The sequence below is a fragment of the Pseudomonas sp. Irchel s3h9 genome (assembly GCF_900187475.1).
In the GTDB taxonomy this organism is placed as follows: Bacteria; Pseudomonadota; Gammaproteobacteria; order Pseudomonadales; family Pseudomonadaceae; genus Aquipseudomonas; species Aquipseudomonas neuropathica.
The window spans coordinates 79,504-101,081 of the sequence record NZ_FYDH01000008.1 but is presented as its reverse complement, the minus strand read 5'-3'; the positions used below and the strand labels follow the sequence as shown (position 1 = coordinate 101,081).

Genomic DNA, 21,578 nt, shown 5'->3' with positions numbered 1-21,578 from the left:
CCATGTCAAAATTCTTCATCGACCGTCCGATTTTCGCCTGGGTAATTGCCCTGGTGATCATGCTGGTCGGGGCACTTTCGATCCTGAAATTGCCGATCAACCAGTACCCAAGCATTGCGCCACCGGCCATTGCGATCTCCGTGACCTACCCGGGCGCTTCGGCGCAAACCGTGCAGGACACCGTGGTCCAGGTGATCGAGCAGCAGCTCAACGGTATCGACAACTTGCGTTATGTGTCCTCGGAAAGTAACTCCGACGGCAGCATGACCATCACCGCGACCTTCGAGCAAGGCACCAACTCCGACACCGCGCAGGTGCAGGTTCAGAACAAGCTGAACCTCGCCACTCCGCTGTTGCCGCAGGAAGTGCAGCAACAAGGTATACGCGTGACCAAGGCAGTGAAAAACTTCCTGCTGGTCATCGGCGTGGTCTCGCGTGACGGCAGCATGACCAAGGACGACTTGTCCAACTACATCGTGTCGAACATGCAGGATCCGATTTCGCGGACTGCTGGCGTCGGTGACTTCCAGGTCTTCGGTGCCCAGTATGCGATGCGCATCTGGCTCGACCCGGCCAAGCTGAACAATTTCAACCTGACCCCGATCGACGTGAAGACTGCCATCGCGGCGCAAAACGTCCAGGTCTCGTCCGGCCAGCTCGGCGGCTTGCCGGCCGTACAGGGCCAGCAGCTGAACGCGACGATCATCGGCAAGACCCGTCTGCAGACGGCCGAGCAGTTCAAGGAAATCCTGCTCAAGGTCAACAAGGACGGTTCGCAGGTTCGCCTCAAAGACGTGGCTGATGTTGGCCTGGGTGGCGAAAACTACGCCATCAGTGCCCAGTTCAACGGCAGCCCGGCATCCGGTCTGGCAGTGAAACTGGCCAACGGCGCCAACGCCCTCGATACGGCCAAAGCCTTGCGCACCACTATCGACAGCCTCAAGCCGTTCTTCCCGCCAGGCATGGAAGTGGTGTTCCCGTACGACACGACCCCCGTAGTGACCGAGTCGATCAAAGGTGTGGTTCACACGCTGGTCGAAGCGATCGCGCTGGTGTTCCTGGTGATGTTCCTGTTCCTGCAGAACTTCCGCGCCACCGTCATCACCACGATGACCGTGCCGGTGGTATTGCTCGGTACGTTCGGCATCCTCGCCGCCGCCGGTTTCAGCATCAACACCCTGACCATGTTCGGCATGGTACTGGCCATCGGTTTGCTGGTGGACGATGCCATCGTCGTGGTGGAAAACGTCGAGCGAGTCATGGCTGAGGAGGGCCTGTCTCCGAAGGAAGCGACCAAGAAATCCATGGGCCAGATCCAGGGCGCACTGGTTGGTATCGCGTTGGTACTGTCGGCGGTTCTGCTGCCAATGGCGTTCTTCGGTGGCTCGACCGGTGTGATCTACAAGCAGTTCTCGATCACCATTGTCTCGGCCATGGCCCTGTCGGTGCTGGTCGCGCTGATCTTCACCCCGGCACTCTGCGCGACCATGCTCAAGCCTATTCCCCATGGTGAGCACGGCGTTCCGAAAAAAGGCTTCTTCGGCTGGTTCAACCGCAACTTCGATCGCAGCGTCAAAAGCTACGAGCGTGGCGTCGGCAATATCCTGCGCCAGAAGGTGCCTTACCTGCTGGCCTACGCGCTGATTCTGATCGGCATGATCTGGTTGTTCATGCGCATCCCCTCCTCCTTCCTGCCGGAAGAAGACCAGGGCGTACTGTTCGCTCAAGTGCAGACCCCGGCCGGTTCCAGCGCCCAGCGCACCCAGGTAGTCGTGGATGAAATGCGTGAATACCTGCTGCGTCCGACCAAGGATGGCGGTGAAGGTGACACCGTCGCCTCGGTGTTCACCGTGACCGGTTTCAACTTCGCCGGCCGTGGTCAGAGCTCGGGTATGGCATTCATCATGCTCAAGCCATGGGATGAGCGTAACGCCGACAACAGCGTGTTCAAGCTGGCGGCTCGCGCCCAGCAGCACTTCTTTACCTTCCGCGACGCGATGGTGTTCGCCTTCGCCCCGCCGGCAGTGCTGGAGTTGGGTAACGCCACCGGTTTCGACGTGTTCCTGCAGGACCGCGCCGGTATCGGTCATGAAAAACTGATGGAGGCACGCAACCAGTTCCTCGGCATGGCGGCGCAAAGCAAAGTGTTGTCGCAGGTACGTCCGAACGGTCTGAATGACGAGCCGCAATTCCAGCTCGAAATCGATGACGAGAAGGCCAGCGCCCTGGGCGTTACCATCAGCGACATCAACAACACCTTGTCGATTGCTTTGGGTAGTAGCTACGTCAACGACTTCATCGACCGTGGTCGGGTGAAGAAGGTGTACGTGCAAGGCCAGCCGGATTCGCGCATGAAACCGGAAGACTTGAAGAAGTGGTACGTACGCAACGCCAGCGGCACCATGGTTCCGTTCTCGGCATTCGCCAAGGGCGAGTGGATCTACGGTTCGCCGAAGCTCTCGCGCTACAACGGTGTGGAAGCGGTGGAAATCCTCGGTGCCCCGGCTCCAGGTTACTCCACGGGTGAAGCCATGGCCGAGGTCGAAGCCATTGCCGCGAAACTGCCGAAAGGCGTAGGCATCTCCTGGACGGGGCTGTCCTATGAAGAACGTCTGGCGGGTTCGCAGGCGCCGGCACTGTTTGCGCTGTCGCTGCTGATGGTATTCCTGTGTCTGGCGGCTCTCTATGAGAGCTGGTCGATTCCGATTGCGGTGGTGCTCGTGGTGCCGCTGGGGATCATCGGTGCCTTGCTGGCGACCAGTCTGCGCGGGCTGTCCAACGACGTGTACTTCCTGGTGGGGCTGTTGACGACCATCGGTCTGGCAGCGAAAAACGCCATTCTGATCGTCGAGTTCGCCAAGGAATTGCATGAACAGGGCGCCAGTCTGCGCGACGCAGCCATCGAAGCTTGCCGCATGCGTCTGCGTCCGATCATCATGACGTCCCTGGCGTTCATCCTCGGCGTAGTGCCTCTGGCAATTTCCACAGGCGCCGGCTCAGGCAGCCAGCACGCCATTGGCACCGTGGTAATTGGCGGTATGATCACCGCCACCGTACTCGCGATTTTCTGGGTACCCCTGTTCTTCGTTACGGTTTCGTCCATGGGCCAGCGTAAAATCACCGACCCGGATGAAACTAAAGAAACTCCTAAAGAGGCTGGCCAATGAGCAAGTCGCTACTCTCCATCGCAGTCGCCGCCTTCGTGCTGAGCGGTTGCTCGCTGATACCTGATTATCAGCAGCCTGAGGCTCCGGTCGCAGGTCAGTACCCGCAGGGGCCGGCCTATTCGCCGGCCCAGGCACCGGCGCAAGCCGCTGCCGAGCAAGGCTGGAAGCAGTTTTTCCATGACCCGGCGCTGCAACAGCTGATCCAGGTGTCCCTGGAAAATAACCGCGACCTGCGTGTCGCGGCGCTGAACATCGACGCCTATGCGGCTCAATACCGCATCCAGCGCGCCGACCTGTTCCCGGCGGTATCGGCCAATGCCAGCGGCAGCCGTCAGCGGGTTCCGGCCCGTGCATCGCAGACCGGCGAGTCGAGCATCACCAGCTCCTACTCCGCCACTGTCGGCATCAGCGCCTACGAACTCGACCTGTTCGGTCGCGTTCGCAGCCTGAGCGAACAAGCGCTGCAACAATACTTCGCCACCGAAGAAGCACGCCGCAGCACCCAGATCAGTCTGGTCGCCAGCGTCGCCAACGCTTACCTGACCTGGCAAGCGGACAAGGAACTGCTCAAGCTGACGCAAGACACCCTCGGTGCCTTCGAAGAAAGCTACAAGCTGACCAGCCGCAGCAACGAAGTCGGTGTGGCTTCGGCACTGGACCTGGCGCAGTCGCGCACCTCGGTCGAGAACGCCCGCGCACAACTGGCGCGTTACACCCGCCAGGTGGCGCAGGACGAAAACAGCCTGACCCTGCTGCTCGGCACTGGTATCCCGGCTAATCTGCAAACGGCCAAACCGCTGTCCGATGACCTGCTCAGCGACGTCCCGGCCGGTCTGCCTTCGGATCTGCTGCAACGTCGTCCGGACATTCTGCAAGCCGAGTACAACCTGAAAGCGGCCAACGCCAACATTGGCGCAGCCCGTGCCGCGTTCTTCCCGAGCATCAGCCTGACCGCCAACGCGGGCAGCCTGAGCCCGGACCTGTCCGGCCTGTTCAAGGGTGGTTCGGGGACGTGGTTGTTCCAGCCGCAGATCAACCTGCCGATCTTCAACGCCGGCAGCCTGCGCGCCAGCCTCGACTACGCCAAGATCCAGAAGGACATTGGCGTGGCGAACTACGAGAAGTCCATTCAAACGGCCTTCCAGGAAGTCGCCGACGGCCTCGCCGCCCGCCAGACCTACACCGAGCAGTTGCAAGCGCAGCGTGACTTCGTCGCGGCCAACCAGGATTACTACCGCCTGGCCGAACGTCGCTACCGCATCGGCGTCGACAGCAACCTGACCTTCCTCGATGCCCAGCGTCAGCTGTTCAGCGCGCAACAAGCGCTGATCACCGACCGCCTCGCGCAGCTGACCAGTGCGGTCAACCTGTACAAGGCCTTGGGCGGTGGCTGGAATGCGCAGACCGCGCAGAACGAACCGCTGAAAGAAGAAGCGCCGAAGATGAAGTTGTTCTGATCATCGGCTGAATACAAGGAGCCCACCGATTGGTGGGCTTTTTGTTGCCTGTCGGAAAGTTGTGGTGTCTGGGCTGGCCCCATCGCTGGCAAGCCAGCTCCCACAATGTTCTGTGGTGTACCCAACATTGTGAACGACACAAAAACCTGTGGGAGCTGGCTTGCCAGCGATGAGGCCCTCCCATTCACCCAAAACCCCGAGCAAATCTTGCGTTCGATAATCGCCCAAAAACCGCTTCCGCCGATTGAATCCCCACCACCGCCCCCCGCACCATTCGCTCCACAAAACCAATAACAACAGGTTCGACACCATGCTCCCGCGCCCTGCCCCGTCCGGCTGATTGCCGTCGTTTCACCTCTGAACACTTTTCATGTTTGCACTCCGAAAACCGGTGTCAGCGCACCTGTTCGCCTTAAAAAAACAAGAGAGACCCGAGCCCATGACAACCTCCCCTGCGCCTTACGCAATTCCCGGCCTGATCGCCCTGGCCCTGGCCGGCGCGGCGCTGCCCGCAGCGGCTGAAGAAGCCGGCTTCATCGAGGGCGCCAAGGTCAATCTCAACCTGCGCAACTTCTATATCAACCGTAACTTCACCAACCCGACCAAGGCTCAGGGCAAGGCTGAAGAGTGGACGCAGAGCTTCATCCTCGACGCCAAATCCGGCTTCACCCAAGGCACCGTCGGCTTCGGCATGGACGTGCTGGGCCTGTATTCGGTAAAGCTTGATGGCGGCAAAGGCACGGGCGGCACCCAATTGTTGCCGCTGGACCATGACGGTCGTCCGGCGGACAACTTCGGTCGCACCAACGTCGCTTTCAAAGCCAAGCTTTCGCAGACCGAAGTGAAGGTCGGCGAGTGGATGCCGGTGCTGCCGATCCTGCGTTCGGACGATGGCCGCTCATTGCCACAGACCTTCCGTGGCGGGCAGATCACGTCCAAAGAAATCGACGGCCTGACCCTCTACGGCGGCCAGTTCCGCGCCAACAGCCCGCGCGATGACAGCAGCATGAGCGACATGTCGATGACCGGCAAAGCGGCGTTCACCTCTGATCGCTTCAACTTTCAGGGCGGCGAATACGTTTTCAACGAAAAACGCACACAGATCGGCCTGTGGAACGCCGAACTCAAGGACATCTACAGCCAGCAATACGTCAACCTGATCCACAGCCAGCCGCTGGGCGACTGGACGCTGGGCGCCAACCTCGGCTTCTTCTACGGCAAGGACGATGGCAGCGCCCGCGCCGGCGACCTCGACAACAAAACCTGGTCGGGGATGTTCTCGGCGAAGTACGGCGGCAACACCTTCTACGTCGGCCTGCAGAAACTCACCGGCGACAGCGCCTGGATGCGCGTCAACGGCACCAGCGGCGGCACGCTGGCCAACGACAGCTACAACGCCAGCTACGACAATGCGCAGGAACGTTCCTGGCAAGTACGCCATGACTACAACTTCGTCGCGCTGGGCATCCCCGGCCTGACCCTGATGAACCGCTACATCAGCGGCGACAACGTGCACACCGGGACCATCACCGACGGCAAGGAATGGGGCCGCGAATCAGAACTGGGCTACACCGTGCAGAGCGGCGCGCTGAAGGATCTGAACCTTAGATGGCGCAACTCGACCATGCGTCGAGATTTCAGCAATAACGAGTTCGACGAGAACCGTTTGATCGTCAGCTACCCGATCAGCCTCCTCTAAACACCGATCCAACCCTGTAGGAGCTGCCGCAGGCTGCGATCTTTTGATCTTAAAAACAAGATCAAAAGATCGCAGCCTTCGGCAGCTCCTACATTGGAATTCTCGCCATTGGTCAGGAGAAGTGGCACTTTGCCGGCCGGCAGGTAAAGTGACAAAACCTGAAGGAGTCAGGTGCTTCACCTTTCCGCTTCCGTCGTCGTAGTCGGTCCTCAAGCTGGGAGCCAGGTTGTCATCGGAAGACACCATCGATCACTGGAGGACCACCTCAATGATCTCTCGTCTTGCAACACCCGACTGGGACGCCAAGGCGTACCAGCAGTTTTCCCGTCTCAGGCAACGCCCGGTCAATGAATTGCTCGACCGTGTTGACCTGCCAAATCCTCAACGCATTTACGACATTGGCTGCGGCACCGGCATTGCCACGCAGTTGTTGGCCAAACGCTGGCCGCGCGCGCAGTTGCAGGGGATCGACAGCTCGGCACAGATGCTCGCAGAAGCGCGCTGTCTGCCGCTCAGGGCATCGTGGAAACACTGCGATCTGCTCGATTGGCAACCGGAGCAGCCGGCGGACCTGCTGCTCGCAGCCGCCGTGCTGCACTTTATCGAGGGCCATGAAACGCTGCTGCCGCATCTGCTCGGTTATCTGAATCCCGACGGTTGTCTGGCGGCGCACATGCCGGACTGGCGCGATGCGCTGTGGTATCGGCTGATGCTCGACACTCTCGAAAATGGCGGCCCCGGTGGCACGCCAATGGGCACACCTGAACTGCGCCAGCGCATGGCCGCGCGGCCGTTGTTGGCACTGGAGGATTACTACCGCTTGCTCGCGCCGCTGACCTCATCCCTGGATATCTGGGAGACCGAGCAGTTGCAGGTGGTTGACGGCAAATCGCCAATTTATGACTGGGTGAAGGTCTCGGCGCTGCGGCCGGTGATGCAGGCGCTGGATTCAGCGGAACAGGCGCGGTTTATCTATCACTACCTGATGCGGGTGCATAAGCATTATCCGCAGGAGGGGGATGGGCATACGTTGTTTGCGTTCAAGCGGATATTTATTGTTGCAACCGTCTGATTCGTCGCGGCCACTATCGCTATCGCGAGCAGGCTCACTCCTACAGGGGAACGCATTCCAAATGTGGGAGCGAGCCTGCTCGCGAAGACGTCAGCTCAGGCACCATCAATCCCTGGATTCAACACCCAGCTCATCCCAAACCGATTCAGCCAGATGAAACGTCGCATTCGCCGCTGGAATCCCGCAATAGATCGCGCTCTGCATGATCACTTCCTTGATCTCACCCCGGCTCACGCCGTTATTGGCCGCCGCGCGCAAGTGCAGTTTCAGTTCGCCTTCGCGGTTCATGCCGATCAGCATGGCGATGGTGATCAGACTGCGCGTATGACGTGGCAAGCCCGGTCGCGTCCAGATATCGCCCCACGCATGCCGGGTGATCATTTCCTGAAACTCCGAGTTGAACTCGGTCAGCGTGGTCAGGCTGCGATCGACATGGGCATCGCCCAGCACCGCGCGACGCACTTGCATGCCGTCGTCGTAACGTTGTTTCTCGTCCACAAAAACTTCCTCACTTAGCCCGCAAAAACGCCAACACACGATCACTGAAGTCCACGCCAGCCTGCACGTTGGACAGGTGCGCCGCATAGAACTCGGCGTATTCGGCGCCGCGTACATGTTCCTGAATAAAGTGCCCACCGGCCGGCGGCGTCACCGCATCTTCAGTGCCGGCAATCACTAGCAACGGCACGTTGATCGAAACCAGTTGCTCGCGGAAATCCGCATCACGCACCGCTGCGCAGTTAGCCGCATAACCTTGCGGCGAGGTGGCCGCGAGCATGTCGGTAATCTGCTTGGCCGCTGCCGGATGAGCAGCCGAAAAGTCCGGGGTGAACCAGCGGGCAATCGATGCATCACGCAGGGCCACCATCGCTGCCGCACCGTCACGCAGCACGGTTTCGATGCGTGGATTCCACACCGACGGATCACCGATTTTTGCCGCGGTATTGCAGACGATCAGCTTATGCAGCCGATGCCCGGCATTGATCCCCAGCCACTGGCCGATCAGGCCTCCCATCGACAGCCCACAAAAATGCGCACGCTCAATGTGCAGTGCATCCAGCAAACCGAGCACGTCATGACCGAGTTGCTCGATGCTGTAAGGACCCGGCGTCACCAGCGATTCGCCGTGGCCACGGGTATCGAAACGCAGCACGCGAAAGTGCTCGGTAAACGCCGGCATCTGCGCGTCCCACATGTGCAGATCAGTGCCTAGCGAGTTGGAGAGCACCAGCACCGGCGCATCGACCGGGCCCTCGATTTGATAATGCAGTTCGCCATCGGCGAGTTGAACGAAAGCCACAGCCCTCTCCTTTCAGACAGACAATGCGTTGTGTTCGGCCACCGCGCGCTCGACCCAGGTTTTTGCCTGGCCGAGGTAATGAGCGGGGTTCAAAAGTTGATCAAGTTCAGCGCTGCTCAACTCGGCGGTGACTTGCGGTTCGTCACCGAGCACGGCGCGCAAATGGCGCTGCTCGGCCACCGCGCGTTTGCAGCATTGTTCGAGCAGGTGATGCGCGGCGTCGCGGCCGACACGCTGGGCAAGGACGATGCTGACGGCTTCGGCCAACACCAGCCCCTGAGTCAATTCGAGGTTGCGGGCCATGCGTGCGGCGTCGACTTCCAGACCGTCGGCGAGCAAGCGTGCCTGTTGCAGCGAACCGGAAACGAGGCAGCAAATCTCCGGCAGGGTTTCCCATTCGGCATGCCACAGACCGAGGCTGCGCTCGTGCTCCTGGGGCATCGCGCTGAACAGCGTCGAGACCAGACCCGGCACCCGCGTCGCTGCGCCGATCAACACCGCCGCGCCCACCGGGTTGCGTTTGTGCGGCATGGTCGACGAACCACCCTTGCCCGGTGCCGATGGCTCGAACACCTCAGCCGCTTCAGTCTGCATCAACAGGCTGATGTCGCGGCCGAATTTGCCCAGGCTGCCGGCGATCAAACCCAGCACCGCGCCGAACTCGACCACGCGATCACGCTGGGTGTGCCACGGCTGTTCCGGCAAGGTCAGTTGCAGTTCTTCAGCCAGCGCTTCGGCAATCGGCAAGGCCTGTTCGCCCAACGCGGCGAGGGTCCCGGAAGCGCCACCGAATTGCAGCACCAGCAAACGCGGCTTGAGTTCACGCAAGCGCTGACGGCTGCGATTCACCGCGCCCAGCCATCCGGCGATTTTCATGCCGAGGGTTACCGGCGTCGCGTGTTGCAGCCACGTGCGCCCGGCCAACGGCGTTGCAGCATGACGTTGCGCCTGGATCGCGAGGGAATCAGCGAGTTGCGAGAGATCGTTCTCGATCAACGCCAGCGCCTGACGCAATTGCAACACCAGCCCGGAATCCATCACGTCCTGACTGGTCGCGCCCAAATGCACATAACGTTCGGCTTCAGCGTCGCTGGCAGCAATCTGCTTGCCCAATGCCTTGACCAGCGGAATCGCCGAATTGCCGGCCGTGGCAATCGCTTCGCCCAGAACCGCGAAGTCATACAGACCAGCGCTGCATGCCGCCGCAATCGGTGCCACAGCGGAAGCTGGAATCAACCCGACCCGCGCCTCGGCCCGGGCCAGCGCCGCTTCGAAGTCGAGCATGGCCTGCACGCGGCCCTGATCGCAGAACACCTCACGCATATCGCGGGCAGTGAAATAGGCATCGAACAATTGATTGCCCGGTCGCTGAGTCATAAACAGTCCTTGCCGGCGCGGGCCCTGACGACCCGCGCACTTCGGGTTAGAGATCGTGGTGCAAATACGCCGCCTGTTTCGGCAAGCGCAGACTGAACAGGAAGGCGATCGCCATCATGGCCGTAACGTACCAGTAGAAGGAGTTTTCCATGCCGATGTTCTTCAGGCTCAGGGCGACGAATTCCGCCGAACCGCCGAAGATCGCGTTCGCCACCGCATAGGCCAGACCAACGCCAAGGGCACGGACCTCCGGCGGGAACATTTCTGCTTTCACCAAGCCGCTGATCGAGGTGTAGAAACTGACAATCGCCAGCGCCACGGTGATCAGCACAAACGCGAGGAACGGGCTGCTGACGCTTTTCAGGCTGAGCAGGATCGGCACGGTGAACAGCGTGCCGAGTGCGCCGAACCAGAGCATCGAATTACGTCGGCCAATCTTGTCGGCGAGCATGCCGAACAGCGGCTGCATGCACATATACAGGAACAGCGCGCCGGTCATGATGTAGCTGGCGGTCTTGGCGTGCATGCCGGCGGTGTTCACCAGGTACTTCTGCATGTAGGTGGTGAAAGTGTAGAAAATCAGCGAGCCACCGGCGGTGTAACCGAGCACGGTAATGAACGCGGCTTTGTGATCGCGGAACAGTGCGCTGATGCTGCCAGCGTCTTTGTGCGCGCGGGTTTCCTTGTTGGTGGTTTCTTTCAGCGAACGACGCAGGAACAGCGAAATCAGCGCCGCCACCGCACCGACCACAAACGGAATCCGCCAGCCGTAGGCACGCAGGTCTTCTTCGGTGAGGAATTGCTGCAGGACCACCACCAGCGACACCGCCAACAGTTGCCCGCCGATCAGGGTCACGTACTGGAACGAGGCGAAAAATCCACGCTGGCCCTTGAGGGCAACTTCGCTCATATAGGTCGCGGTGGTGCCGTACTCGCCGCCGACCGACAAGCCTTGCAGCAAGCGTGCGAACAACAGCAGGACCGGTGCCCAGACGCCGATGTCCTTATAGGTCGGCAGGCAGGCAATCAGCAACGAGCCGAAGCACATCATCAGAATCGAGATGAGCATCGAATTCTTGCGCCCGTGCTTGTCGGCGACCCGGCCGAAAATCCAGCCACCAATCGGACGCATCAGGAAGCCGGCGGCGAACACGCCAGCGGTATTGACCAGTTGCACCGTCGGGTTGTCGGAGGGGAAGAACGCCGGGGCGAAATAGATCGCGCAGAAGGCGTAGACGTAGAAGTCGAACCATTCGACGAGGTTGCCAGACGAGGCGCCGACAATGGCAAAGATGCGCTTGCTGCGCTCTTCACCGGTGTAATGGGAGGTGGTCGTTGTCATTGTTTTTCACTCGATAGGGACAGTGAGAGTCTAGACATACTTTGCAACAGTCCCGTTCCACATCCTACATCGGTCGTTCCCACGCTCCGCGTGGTAACGCATCCGGTGACGCTCCGCGTCACAGTGGACGCGGAGCGTCCATGGCGGCATTCCCACGCAGAGCGTGGGAACGATCATGTAGAAGCTGCCGCAGGCGGTGATCTTTTGATTTTAATAATCGAAGAACACCGTCTCGGCGTCAGTGCCCTGCAGAATCACATTCCACTGGTAAACACCCGAGGCGTCCTGCTTGGCCAGCAACGTGCTGCGACGCTCGGCCGGCACACAATCGAGTAACGGATCATCAACGTTGGCCGGCTCGCCTTCAAAGTAGATCCGCGTCAGCAAGTGTTTGACCAAGCCACGGGCAAACACCAGCACCACCAGATGCGGCGCCTGGGTCGAGCCCTTCAGCCCCTCAACCGTGCCCGGTTTGATGGTGGTGAAACGGAAGCGCCCTTCAGCATCCACCGGCACCCGGCCAAAACCTTCAAAGTGCGGATCAAGCGGTTTGTCCTGCTCGTCTTCCGGGTGGTCGTATTTGCCGGCAGCGTTGGCCTGCCAGACTTCGAGCATGGCGTCGTTAACGACATCGCCGTTGCCATCCACCACTTGCCCGGTGATTGCCACGCGCTCACCGAGGGTTTGCTCAACGGTGAGGTCTTCACGGTTCAGCCAGGTCAGGCCGATGTGGTAGTACGGCCCGACGGTGTGGGACGTGGTCGCAGTCAGCGTCATCTTATTTCTCCATCGGCGTGGCTTCACGCCCGCGCAGCACGATGTCCCAGCGATAACCGAGGGCGTAGGACGGAATGGTTTTTTCCAGATCGAAACTGGCGATCAGGCGTTCCTTGGCCGAGGTGTCCGGCACGCAGTTGTAGATCGGGTCGTAGGCCAGCAGCGGATCGCCCGGGAAATACATTTGCGTGACCAGACGCGTGAGGATGCTCGGCCCGAACAGCGAGAAGTGGATATGCGCCGGGCGCCAGGCGTTGTGATGGTTACCCCAAGGGTAGGCGCCGGGCTTGATGGTCTGGAACTGATACCAGCCATCGGCGTCGGTGACGGTGCGGCCAGTACCGGTGAAGTTCGGGTCCAGCGGCGCGTCGTGCAGGTCGCGCTTGTGGTTATAGCGGCCGGCGGCGTTGGCCTGCCAGATCTCCACCAGAATCCCCGGCACCGGCAGACCGTTTTCGTCGAGCACGCGGCCGTGAATGATGATGCGTTCGCCCTGCGGCTCGCCTTCATGCTGGGCGGTCAGGTCGTTATCGGTGTCGCCCACGCGCTCGGCCCCGATGGTCGGCCCGGTGATTTCCGACAGCGAGTGCGGCAGAAACACCAATGGTTTGGACGGCGAGCGCAGGTTGGTGGATTGATACGTCGGGTGCAGGTACTCAGGCTGAGTGCCTTCCTGCGGACGACGGTAACCAGGCTTGTCAGACATGTCGCTTTCCTCTGTTCTATTTCGTCACGGCTTGCGTCAGACGCGTTCGATGGCCAGGGCCAGACCTTGGCCGACACCGACGCACATGGTCGCCAGACCTTTCTTGCCACCGGTCTTTTCCAGCTGATGCAGGGCAGTCAGCACCAATCGTGCGCCGCTCATGCCCAGCGGGTGACCCAAGGCAATGGCGCCACCATTCGGGTTGACCTGCGCGGCATCGTCCGCCAGACCCAGTTCACGCAGCACCGCCAAGCCTTGGCTGGCAAACGCTTCGTTGAGTTCGATAACGTCGAAATCGCTGACCGCTACGCCGAGGCGCTCGATCAATTTGCGCACCGCTGGCACCGGGCCGATTCCCATCACCCGCGGCGCAACACCGGCGCTGGCCATGCCGAGCACTTTGGCGCGGGCGGTCAGGCCGTGTTTTTTCACGGCTTCGGCGGAAGCCAGAATTAGTGCAGCGGCACCGTCGTTGACGCCGGAGGCATTGCCGGCGGTGACGGTTTTGTCCGGGCCGTTGACCGGTTTCAGCTTGGTCAGCGCTTCAATCGTGGTGTCGGCGCGCGGATGTTCATCCTGGCTGACCACCGTTTCGCCCTTCTTGTGGGCAATCCGTACTTCAACAATTTCTTCGGCGAAGTAACCGGCGGCCTGCGCGGCGGCGGTACGTTGCTGGCTACGCAGGGCGAAAGCGTCTTGATCGGCGCGCGAGACTTTATAGTCATCGGCGACGTTATCGGCGGTCTGCGGCATCGCGTCGACGCCGTACTGCGCCTTCATCAACGGGTTGATGAAACGCCAGCCGATGGTGGTGTCTTCCAGCTTCATGTTGCGCGAAAACGCTGCGTCAGCCTTGCCCATCACGAATGGTGCGCGGGACATTGACTCGACGCCGCCGGCAATCGCCAGTTCCATCTCGCCGCTGGCGATGGCACGGAACGCCGTGCCGATCGCGTCCATGCCCGAAGCGCAAAGACGATTGAGGGTCACGCCCGGCACGCTGTCCGGCAGGCCCGCCAACAGCAGCGCCATGCGCGCGACGTTGCGGTTGTCTTCGCCGGCCTGGTTGGCGCAACCGAGGAACACTTCATCAATGGCGGTCCAGTCCACCGAGGGATTGCGTTCCATCAGGGCTTTGATCGGCACGGCGGCCAGGTCATCGGCACGCACGGCGGACAAACCGCCGCCGAACCGGCCGATCGGGGTGCGAATCGCATCGCAGATATAAACCTCACGCATCATGCTTCTCCCGGTGCCTGACCGTGGGCGGCCGCCGTGCGCGCTTCGAGATCGCGCAGCGCGGTCAGTTCGACTTCAGTCGGTTGCGCAGTGCTCTCGACGTTGTCGGCAAAACGGATCGCCCAACCGGTAGCCGCGACCACTTGCTCGCGGGTCACGCCCGGGTGCAGTGCGGTGACCACAAATTCGTGGGTACCCTCTTCCGGCTCCATGATGCACAGATCGGTGATGATCCCGACCGGCCCGGCGCCCGGCAGGCCCAGACGTTTGCGCGAATCACCGCCCTCGCCGTGACCGACTGAGGTGATGAAATCGAGCTTGTCGACAAACGAGCGCGCCGACTGTTTAAGGATGATCAACACGCTTTTCGCCGAACCGGCAATCTCCGGCGCACCACCGGCACCCGGCAGGCGCACTTTTGGCGAGAAGTAATCGCCGACCACGGTGGTGTTGATGTTGCCGAAACGGTCGACCTGCGCGGCGCCGAGAAAACCGACGTCGATGCGCCCGCCCTGTAACCAGTAGCGAAAAATCTCACCGGTCGGTACGACGGTGTCAGCGGTTTCAGCGAGTTCGCCGTCACCGATCGACAGCGGCAGCACGCTTGGCTTGGCGCCAATCGGGCCCGACTCGTAAATCAGCACCACGTCCGGCGACGAGGTCAGGCGCGCAAGGTTGGCGGCTTTCGACGGCAGGCCGATGCCGACGAAGCACACCGAGCCGTTCTTCAGGCGACGGGCCGCAGCGACGGTCATCATTTCATTGGTGGTGTAAGTCATTACTTGGCCTCCGAAGCAGCGGCCAACTTGGCCTGGAACGCGCTGAAGTCAGCGCAGCCATGGATGTATTCGTTGATCCACGCAGTAAACGTTTCACGGTCACGGGCAATCGGGTCCCACGCCTGATAGAAACGATTGTCGCGCTCGGTGTAACCGTGGGCGTAGGACGGGTGCGCGCCGCCGGGCACGTGGCAGACTGCGCTCAAGGCCCAGGTCGGCAGCACGCAGGCATTCATCGGCGCGTTGAGGTTGTCGACAATCTCTTCCACGGTGACGATGCAGCGTTTGGCCGCCAGTGCCGCTTCTTTCTGCACACCGAGGATGCCCCACAGCAGCACGTTGCCCTGACGGTCGGCTTTCTGTGCGTGGATCACGGTCACGTCCGGGCGCACCGACGGCACCGCCGCCAGCACTTCACCGGTGAACGGGCAGGTCACGGTTTTGATCAGTGGATTGACCTTCGGCAGGTCGGAGCCGGCGTAGCCGCGCAGCACCGCGAACGGCAGGCCGGATGCGCCAGCGACGTAGGCATTGGCCAGGTCGGCATGGCTGTGCTCTTCGATTTCGAGAGCATGCGGCCATTGTTTCTCGACCGCGTCACGCAGGCGGTGCAGCGAACCGACGCCCGGGTTGCCGCCCCAGGAGAAAATCAGTTTTCGTGCGCAACCGGCGCCGATCAGTTGGTCGTAGATCAGGTCAGGTGTCATCCGCACCAGCGTCAGATCTTTCTTGCCCTGACGAATGATTTCATGACCCGCTGCTGTAGGGATCAGGTGAGTGAAGCCTTCGAGTGCGACGGTGTCACCGTCGTTGACGAATTGCTTCACCGCGTCGTGCAGCGAAAGGATCTCAGCCATGGAGCGGGCTCCTGTTTTTGTAATGAATCGCCAGTGATAAAAAGGCGCGAGGTTCAGCGCCGGAGTCACTGCAGATTAAGCCTGGGAAAATCGCCAAACAATCCGATAATCGACTGAGTGTTCGTTTATCGAACAGATTGTTGTCAGCCTATCGGTTCGTGTTTTGATTGATCGTTCCCACGCTCCGCGTGGGAATGCAGCCCGGGACGCTCCGCCTCCCAAAGCAGACGCAGAGCGTCTATTGAGGCGTTCCCACGCAGAGCGTGGGAACGATCATGCGCTGATACTCAGGTCGCATCCGCATGACTGACCATGCCTTTGATCACCACCGCAGTAGTCGCCAATGCCGCCGGAATCACCAACGCCGTCAACACCTGCTCGAAATTCCAGCCCAGGCCCAACAATGTCGCGCCCATCCATGCCCCGAGAATCGCGCCAAAGCGGCCAATCCCCAGCATCCATGAGACCCCGGTCGCCCGCCCTTGGGTGGGATAAAACCGCGCCGCCAGTGACGGCATCGCCGATTGCGCACCGTTCACGCACATCCCCGCCACCAGCACCAAAGTCGCCAGCAACGTGATGTTGCCCAGGCTCTGCCCCACCGCGTAGGCAAACACCCCGGCCAGCAGGTAGAAAATGCCGATGACCTTGTGCGGATTGAAGCGGTCCATCGCCCATCCCACAGCGACCGCGCTCAACACCCCGCCGAACTGGAACAACGCGCCAATAAATGCGGCTTGCTCCATGCTCGCGCCGCTGTCACGCATCAGTGTCGGCAACCAACTGGTCAGCAGATAAACAATCACCAGGCCCATGAAGTAGGTTAGCCACAGCAGCAAGGTGCCAGTGCTGTAAGTGCCGGAGAAGATCACCGCGAACACGTTGCGCGCCTTGACGGTTTTCTGTTCCGGTACGCTGAAGCTCGAGGCCTGAGCGACGGTGACCGGGTCGATCGGCGCCAGGGTCTTGCGCACTTTGTCCGTGCCACGATTGCGCACCACCAGATAACGCGCCGATTCCGGCAGCCAGAACAGCAGCACCACGGCGAGGATCAGCGGCAGGATCCCGCCGATCAGCAGCAGGCTGTGCCAGCCGAACGCCGGAATCAGCTTGGCGGAAATGAACCCGCCACCGGCCATGCCCAGGTTGAAACCGCAGAACATGCTGGTCACCAGCAGCGATTTCTTGCGCTCCGGGGTGTATTCCGAGAGCAGAGTTGTGGCATTCGGCATCCCCGCGCCCAAGCCAAGGCCAGTGAGGAAGCGCAGCACCAGCAGCTGTTCAACGTTGCTGCTGTACGCCGACGCCAGGCTGAAGGCACCGAACAGAACCACCGCGCCAACGAGTACCACTTTGCGCCCGAAGCGGTCAGCCAAAGGCCCGGAACCCAGTGCGCCGAAGACCATGCCAATCAGCGCGGCACTCATCACCGGGCCAAGGCTGGCCCGGTCGATGCCCCAATCCTGCGACAGCGCCGGGGCAATAAACCCCATCGCGGCGGTGTCGAGGCCATCGAGAAAGACAATCAGGAAACACAGGATCACTACGCGCCACTGATAGCGCGAGATCGGTTGGGCATTGATGAAGGTCTGCACGTCGAGGCAGTTACCCACAGCGGACTGAGGCTGGTTCATTATTTTTATTCCACGCAAAAAACGCAGTCGAACGGCGGCCGGCCAGAGAGCGGCACGGTCACAAGAATAGAAGGTCTGGATCAGGCGTTGCGGTGAACCCGGCAACAGCGGATGGGGCGGAGACAGTCGGAGAGCATGCGCATGGTGAGTTGCCTCTTGTCATTATTATGGGAGTCGGCAGTCCGGCGGGTTCATTCACATCAGCGCCGGATGACGCTGCCGCGACATTAATGATCCGAGGGTTTTAGCGTCAATTCGATAAACGCAACACTGTGCGTTTATCGAACAGCTTCATCAGGCGAACAGCTGCGCACTGAGGTCACGACTGGCACTGAGCAGTCCCGGCAGGAAGCGCTGCTCCAGCTCGGTACGACTGACGCGACCGGCGTGGGTGCTGACGTTGAGCGCTGCCACCACCTGGCCGGAAGCGTCGTAGACCGGCACGGCAATCGAACGCAGACCTTGTTCCAGTTCCTGATCGACGATGCACCAGCCTTGCTGCCGCACTTCCTGCAGGCATTCGAGCAAAGCATCGGGCGTGTGAATCGTGCGGCTGGTCTTGGCGACCAGTTCGGCGTGATCGAGGTATTCACGCAGCGAGGTGTCATCAAGGGCTGCCAGCAGAATCCGGCCCATTGATGTGCAATACGCCGGCAGACGGCCGCCCACCGACAGGTCCACCGAAATCAGTCGCTGGGTGGTCGCCGAGCGGGCGATGTAGAGAATGTCGTCGCCCTCGAGCGTTGCCATGTTGCAGGCTTCGTGCAGTTGTTCGCTCATGCGGTCGAGGTACGGCTGAGCGGACACTGCCAACGGCGTCGACGACAGATAGGCGTGGCCGAGGGTCAGCACTTTGGGCAGCAATGAATATGTGCGACCGTCCGTGGTGGCGTAGCCGAGTTTGATCAGCGTATGCAGGCAACGGCGCACGGCGGCGCGGGGAATCTCGGTGCGGTGGCTGATCTGGGCGATAGTCAGATGGCGCTTGCGCTCCTGAAACGCCTGCACCACCGCCAGACCACGAGCCAGCGAAGTCATGAAGTCCGGATCACCGGTCAGCGCCTGGATGCGTTTGGCCGGCGAGGCGACGATCGGCGGCGCCACGGAGGTGAAGGAGTTGCGCATTTGATCGTTCATTTCTTGTCCTTTTATCCGGCACGGATCAATGGGCTATACAAGCGGCTCGCCGACAAATGCACAAGCGTCGGGCTGCAAGATTGGGCGATTATCGAACCGTCGACCGATAATCGCAATCAGCTGATGGGCTAGCCTCTAGCCATTTATGGGGCAAGCCAAACTTTGCGATTATCAGAATCACAGCCTTAGTTGTCCGACTAAATGGCGCCAAAAACAGATCACCCACGCAATAAGCGCCAACACGCACTTCAACTAGTAACAAAAGTTGCGAGTCACAAAACAATCACACATCCGGAACCGTTTTTAACTTGGCAAAGATAGTCATTCCTGAATCGACCGCTATAATGCAGCTCAGTGGCACCTCGTTTTCAATCGCGAGGTCGTCACCCGCTGCGGCGATGCCCATCGCCAACAGCCCGGCCAGCGCCTGACGCGCATTACTCATGCAACGCCTGCGCTCGCTGAAACAGGAAACTGATGCTGCGTCAGTTTTTATCTGGTGCCGTAGCCGCCTGTAACACGGAAGTCTTGATCGCCCCACCGTTCACACCAATGCCTGTCCGGGCGTTGAACTCGCGGTGGCTCCGTTCAATCGATTCGTTGCAGTGCGTTTCACCAGACACTTAACTCAACTCATACAGGTAGCACTGTGACGAAAGACGAACTGCGCGCGGAACTTGAGCGCCAGGAACAACGTTACAAGGAAGTTTACGGCGGGGAAGTCACCACCTACGCCGCTCAGCCCGAACCGGAACGCAAAGCATGGCGTAAACGCCCTACCGTTCAGGATCAGGTCTTCAAGCAGGAAATCGAAAAAATCGAAAAGGAACTCAAAGCCGAAGAGCCTTGAGCCACGGTTTTCGGATCTTTTGAAGGTTTGCGTCCACACCGGTTACAAACGCGGTGGAACGACGATGCCTTGCGCGCCCGCTACCCGCGGGCAGCGGCCATCATCCGGTCTGACTGACTGAGAACGGGCGTCCTACAGGTTTCACATATATTTCAGACAAGCGTTTGAGACGTCTGCGCATCGGTAAATTCGCTTGCAAAACAAGCTTTTTATTAAGCAAATCAAACACTTGAAAAACCCTGCAGCACGCTTGGTTTTCATGCGTTGCAACAAATTAAATCGAAGAAGTGTGTAACCGATGAGCAGGGAGGGGATCGATTTCCAGTCTTTTCTGGCATAATCGCGCCCCCTTACGACCGGGTCAGAAAACCTTCATGATCGATTTATTCAGCGGACTGGATGCTTGGGTGCTTGTGAGCCTCTTGCTCGCCCTGACGTTTGTCCTCGCCTTCGAGTTCATCAATGGATTTCATGACACCGCTAACGCGGTAGCCACTGTTATCTACACCAAAGCCATGCCGCCCCACCTGGCGGTGTTCTTCTCCGGTGTGTTCAATTTCCTCGGCGTGCTGCTGGGCGGCGTTGGCGTGGCGTATGCCATTGTCCATTTGCTGCCGGTTGAGCTGCTGATCAATGTGAACACCGGCCATGGCCTGGCGATGGTGTTCTCGTTGCTCGCCGCGGCAATCGCCTGGAACCTGGGCACCTGGTACTTCGGTATCCCGGCTTCCAGCTCGCACACCCTGATCGGCTCGATCCTCGGTGTCGGCCTCGCCAACGCCCTGATCAACGACATTCCGTTGGCCGACGGCGTGAACTGGCAGAAAGCGATCGACATCGGTGCCTCGCTGGTGTTCTCGCCAATGGCCGGCTTCCTGATCGCCGCGCTGATCCTGATCGGCCTGAAGTGGTGGCGTCCGCTGTCGAAGATGCACAAGACACCGGAACAACGCCGCAAGATCGACGACAAGAAGCACCCACCGTTCTGGAACCGTCTCGTTCTGGTGATCTCGGCCATGGCCGTGAGCTTCGTGCACGGTTCCAACGATGGCCAGAAAGGCATCGGCCTGATCATGTTGGTGTTGATCGGTATCGTCCCGGCGCAGTTCGTCCTTGATCTGAACAGCACCACGTACCAGATCGAACGCACTCGCGATGCGACCCTGCACCTGAGCCAGTTCTACCAGCGCAACGCCGATTCGCTGGGTGAATTCCTGGCCTTGGGCAAAAGCGTGGAAGGCGACCTGCCGGAGAAATTCCGCTGCAACCCGCAGCAGACCGAACCGACCATCAGCGCCCTGCTGCACACGCTTAAAGGCGTAGCGGACTATCACTCGCTATCGTCGGAAAGCCGCATTGAAGTGCGCCGTTACCTGCTCTGCCTGGACGACACCGCGAAGAAGGTTGGCAAGCTGCCTGGCCTGGAAGCCCGTGAAAAGGCTGACCTCGACAAGCTGCGCAAAGACCTGACCACCACCACCGAATACGCCCCGTTCTGGGTGATTCTGGCGGTTGCACTGGCCCTGGGCCTGGGCACCATGGTTGGCTGGAAACGCGTGGTACTGACCATCGGTGAGAAGATCGGCAAGCAGGGCATGACCTATTCCCAGGGCATGTCGGCGCAGATCACTACTGCCAGTTTGATCGGTATGGCCAATATCTTCAGCCTGCCGGTGTCGACCACTCACGTGCTGTCTTCGGGCGTGGCGGGCACCATGGTTGCTAACAAGAGCGGCCTGCAGGGTGGCACGGTGCGTACCATTCTGTTGGCGTGGGTGTTGACCCTGCCGGCGACTGTGGCGCTGTCGGCCGGGTTGTTCTGGCTGGCGTCGAAGGCGCTGGGTAGTTGATAGATAGCGGTACTTGAGAAAGGCGCGATTCGAGAGGATCGCGCCTTTTTTTGTGTTTGGGGTTTTGGGATTGGGATTGGGATTGGGGGCATATCCGTTGCTGCGGGTGCTGCCGCTGGCGGTTTCGCTCTTACAGCGAGTCCCTTTTTCAAACGCCAAAAAGGAACCAAAAGGCTTTGCCCCTGGCGTACGGCACTTCGCTGAGGCTCAGTGTTCCCTCGCTACGGTGTCCATCCGGGGGCATCGCCTACGGTTTGCTTCGCTGCACCTCCTCTCGATGTATGCGGCTACGCCGCACGGCGCTACGCGCCTACCCCCGGATGAACACCTTCGCT

The 21,578-nt window shown here is 60.4% G+C and carries 18 protein-coding genes; 6 read left to right on the top strand and 12 right to left on the bottom strand.

Translation table 11 applies throughout. The features are described 5' to 3' along the window. Window positions 1-2: 2 nt before the first annotated feature. The 4 genes from CKW26_RS14910 (at window position 3) to CKW26_RS14895 (ending at window position 7,395) form a co-directional block, all read left to right on the top strand. The gene (locus CKW26_RS14910; RefSeq protein WP_095049159.1) at window positions 3-3,167 is read left to right on the top strand and encodes an efflux RND transporter permease subunit; all 3,165 of its coding nucleotides are present in this window, start codon (window positions 3-5) and stop codon (window positions 3,165-3,167) included. After that, window positions 3,164-4,624, top strand: a complete 1,461-nt coding sequence (gene emhC, locus CKW26_RS14905) for an efflux RND transporter outer membrane subunit EmhC (RefSeq protein ID WP_093438633.1) — start codon at window positions 3,164-3,166, stop codon at window positions 4,622-4,624. Before CKW26_RS14910 ends, emhC begins: the two co-directional genes overlap by 4 nt. A gap of 439 nt (window positions 4,625-5,063) precedes the next feature. Then, the gene (locus tag CKW26_RS14900; protein ID WP_095049158.1) at window positions 5,064-6,323 is read left to right on the top strand and encodes an OprD family porin; all 1,260 of its coding nucleotides are present in this window, start codon (window positions 5,064-5,066) and stop codon (window positions 6,321-6,323) included. A gap of 268 nt (window positions 6,324-6,591) precedes the next feature. After that, window positions 6,592-7,395, top strand: coding sequence for a methyltransferase domain-containing protein (locus CKW26_RS14895; protein WP_095049157.1), 804 nt, complete (start codon window positions 6,592-6,594; stop codon window positions 7,393-7,395). Between the two features lie 105 nt (window positions 7,396-7,500). Here CKW26_RS14895 and pcaC read toward each other — a convergent pair whose 3' ends face one another. The 12 genes from pcaC to CKW26_RS29975 form a co-directional block, all read right to left on the bottom strand. Further along, complete coding sequence (gene pcaC, locus CKW26_RS14890) at window positions 7,501-7,893, bottom strand: 4-carboxymuconolactone decarboxylase (RefSeq protein ID WP_007957838.1); 393 nt, start codon at window positions 7,891-7,893, stop codon at window positions 7,501-7,503. Window positions 7,894-7,903: 10 nt separating this feature from the next. Then, window positions 7,904-8,695, bottom strand: coding sequence for a 3-oxoadipate enol-lactonase (gene pcaD / locus CKW26_RS14885; RefSeq protein ID WP_095049156.1), 792 nt, complete (start codon window positions 8,693-8,695; stop codon window positions 7,904-7,906). Window positions 8,696-8,707: 12 nt separating this feature from the next. Beyond that, window positions 8,708-10,072, bottom strand: a complete 1,365-nt coding sequence (locus CKW26_RS14880) for a 3-carboxy-cis,cis-muconate cycloisomerase (RefSeq protein WP_095049155.1) — start codon at window positions 10,070-10,072, stop codon at window positions 8,708-8,710. Between the two features lie 46 nt (window positions 10,073-10,118). Continuing rightward, window positions 10,119-11,414, bottom strand: coding sequence for an MFS family transporter (locus CKW26_RS14875; RefSeq protein WP_095049154.1), 1,296 nt, complete (start codon window positions 11,412-11,414; stop codon window positions 10,119-10,121). Between the two features lie 210 nt (window positions 11,415-11,624). Beyond that, entirely contained in the window at window positions 11,625-12,191 is a 567-nt protein-coding gene (pcaG, locus tag CKW26_RS14870; RefSeq protein WP_095049153.1) for a protocatechuate 3,4-dioxygenase subunit alpha, read from the bottom strand. 1 nt (window position 12,192) lies between these two features. Beyond that, a complete protein-coding gene (gene pcaH / locus CKW26_RS14865) occupies window positions 12,193-12,897 on the bottom strand; it encodes a protocatechuate 3,4-dioxygenase subunit beta (protein ID WP_008080089.1) in 705 nt (234 codons plus the stop codon). Between the two features lie 36 nt (window positions 12,898-12,933). Further along, a complete protein-coding gene (gene pcaF / locus CKW26_RS14860) occupies window positions 12,934-14,139 on the bottom strand; it encodes a 3-oxoadipyl-CoA thiolase (protein WP_177409255.1) in 1,206 nt (401 codons plus the stop codon). After that, window positions 14,136-14,915 (bottom strand): CoA-transferase subunit beta, encoded by a 780-nt coding sequence (locus CKW26_RS14855; RefSeq protein ID WP_095049151.1) that lies wholly within the window; start codon window positions 14,913-14,915, stop codon window positions 14,136-14,138. The genes pcaF and CKW26_RS14855 overlap by 4 nt, the downstream gene beginning before the upstream one ends. Further along, window positions 14,915-15,772, bottom strand: coding sequence for a CoA transferase subunit A (locus CKW26_RS14850; RefSeq protein ID WP_095049150.1), 858 nt, complete (start codon window positions 15,770-15,772; stop codon window positions 14,915-14,917). Before CKW26_RS14850 ends, CKW26_RS14855 begins: the two co-directional genes overlap by 1 nt. 287 nt (window positions 15,773-16,059) lie before the next feature. Beyond that, the gene (locus tag CKW26_RS14845) at window positions 16,060-17,406 is read right to left on the bottom strand and encodes an MFS transporter (protein ID WP_093438668.1); all 1,347 of its coding nucleotides are present in this window, start codon (window positions 17,404-17,406) and stop codon (window positions 16,060-16,062) included. Window positions 17,407-17,700: 294 nt separating this feature from the next. After that, the gene (pcaR, locus tag CKW26_RS14840; protein ID WP_007917109.1) at window positions 17,701-18,543 is read right to left on the bottom strand and encodes a pca regulon transcriptional regulator PcaR; all 843 of its coding nucleotides are present in this window, start codon (window positions 18,541-18,543) and stop codon (window positions 17,701-17,703) included. Between the two features lie 283 nt (window positions 18,544-18,826). Then, window positions 18,827-18,988, bottom strand: coding sequence for a hypothetical protein (locus tag CKW26_RS29975; protein WP_156685510.1), 162 nt, complete (start codon window positions 18,986-18,988; stop codon window positions 18,827-18,829). A gap of 204 nt (window positions 18,989-19,192) precedes the next feature. On the opposite strand from CKW26_RS29975, the gene CKW26_RS14835 reads away from it, so the two are divergent. Together CKW26_RS14835 and CKW26_RS14830 are read left to right on the top strand one after the other, a co-directional pair. Next, the gene (locus CKW26_RS14835; RefSeq protein ID WP_008080067.1) at window positions 19,193-19,393 is read left to right on the top strand and encodes a hypothetical protein; all 201 of its coding nucleotides are present in this window, start codon (window positions 19,193-19,195) and stop codon (window positions 19,391-19,393) included. A gap of 374 nt (window positions 19,394-19,767) precedes the next feature. Continuing rightward, window positions 19,768-21,243 (top strand): inorganic phosphate transporter, encoded by a 1,476-nt coding sequence (locus CKW26_RS14830; RefSeq protein ID WP_007917114.1) that lies wholly within the window; start codon window positions 19,768-19,770, stop codon window positions 21,241-21,243. Window positions 21,244-21,578 lie beyond the last annotated feature (335 nt).

What these genes read in the sequence shown, in the direction of transcription:
- CKW26_RS14845 (WP_093438668.1), bottom strand. Translation starts at nt 17,406, where the DNA reads ATGAACCAGCCTCAGTCCGCTGTGGGTAACTGCCTCGACGTGCAGACC.
- pcaG (WP_095049153.1), bottom strand. Translation starts at nt 12,191, where the DNA reads ATGACGCTGACTGCGACCACGTCCCACACCGTCGGGCCGTACTACCAC.
- CKW26_RS14880 (WP_095049155.1), bottom strand. Translation starts at nt 10,072, where the DNA reads ATGACTCAGCGACCGGGCAATCAATTGTTCGATGCCTATTTCACTGCC.
- CKW26_RS14900 (WP_095049158.1), top strand. Translation starts at nt 5,064, where the DNA reads ATGACAACCTCCCCTGCGCCTTACGCAATTCCCGGCCTGATCGCCCTG.
- CKW26_RS14850 (WP_095049150.1), bottom strand. Translation starts at nt 15,772, where the DNA reads ATGGCTGAGATCCTTTCGCTGCACGACGCGGTGAAGCAATTCGTCAAC.
- emhC (WP_093438633.1), top strand. Translation starts at nt 3,164, where the DNA reads ATGAGCAAGTCGCTACTCTCCATCGCAGTCGCCGCCTTCGTGCTGAGC.
- CKW26_RS14910 (WP_095049159.1), top strand. Translation starts at nt 3, where the DNA reads ATGTCAAAATTCTTCATCGACCGTCCGATTTTCGCCTGGGTAATTGCC.
- CKW26_RS14830 (WP_007917114.1), top strand. Translation starts at nt 19,768, where the DNA reads ATGATCGATTTATTCAGCGGACTGGATGCTTGGGTGCTTGTGAGCCTC.
- CKW26_RS14855 (WP_095049151.1), bottom strand. Translation starts at nt 14,915, where the DNA reads ATGACTTACACCACCAATGAAATGATGACCGTCGCTGCGGCCCGTCGC.
- pcaR (WP_007917109.1), bottom strand. Translation starts at nt 18,543, where the DNA reads ATGAACGATCAAATGCGCAACTCCTTCACCTCCGTGGCGCCGCCGATC.
- CKW26_RS14875 (WP_095049154.1), bottom strand. Translation starts at nt 11,414, where the DNA reads ATGACAACGACCACCTCCCATTACACCGGTGAAGAGCGCAGCAAGCGC.
- CKW26_RS14895 (WP_095049157.1), top strand. Translation starts at nt 6,592, where the DNA reads ATGATCTCTCGTCTTGCAACACCCGACTGGGACGCCAAGGCGTACCAG.
- pcaH (WP_008080089.1), bottom strand. Translation starts at nt 12,897, where the DNA reads ATGTCTGACAAGCCTGGTTACCGTCGTCCGCAGGAAGGCACTCAGCCT.
- CKW26_RS29975 (WP_156685510.1), bottom strand. Translation starts at nt 18,988, where the DNA reads ATGAGTAATGCGCGTCAGGCGCTGGCCGGGCTGTTGGCGATGGGCATC.
- pcaF (WP_177409255.1), bottom strand. Translation starts at nt 14,139, where the DNA reads ATGATGCGTGAGGTTTATATCTGCGATGCGATTCGCACCCCGATCGGC.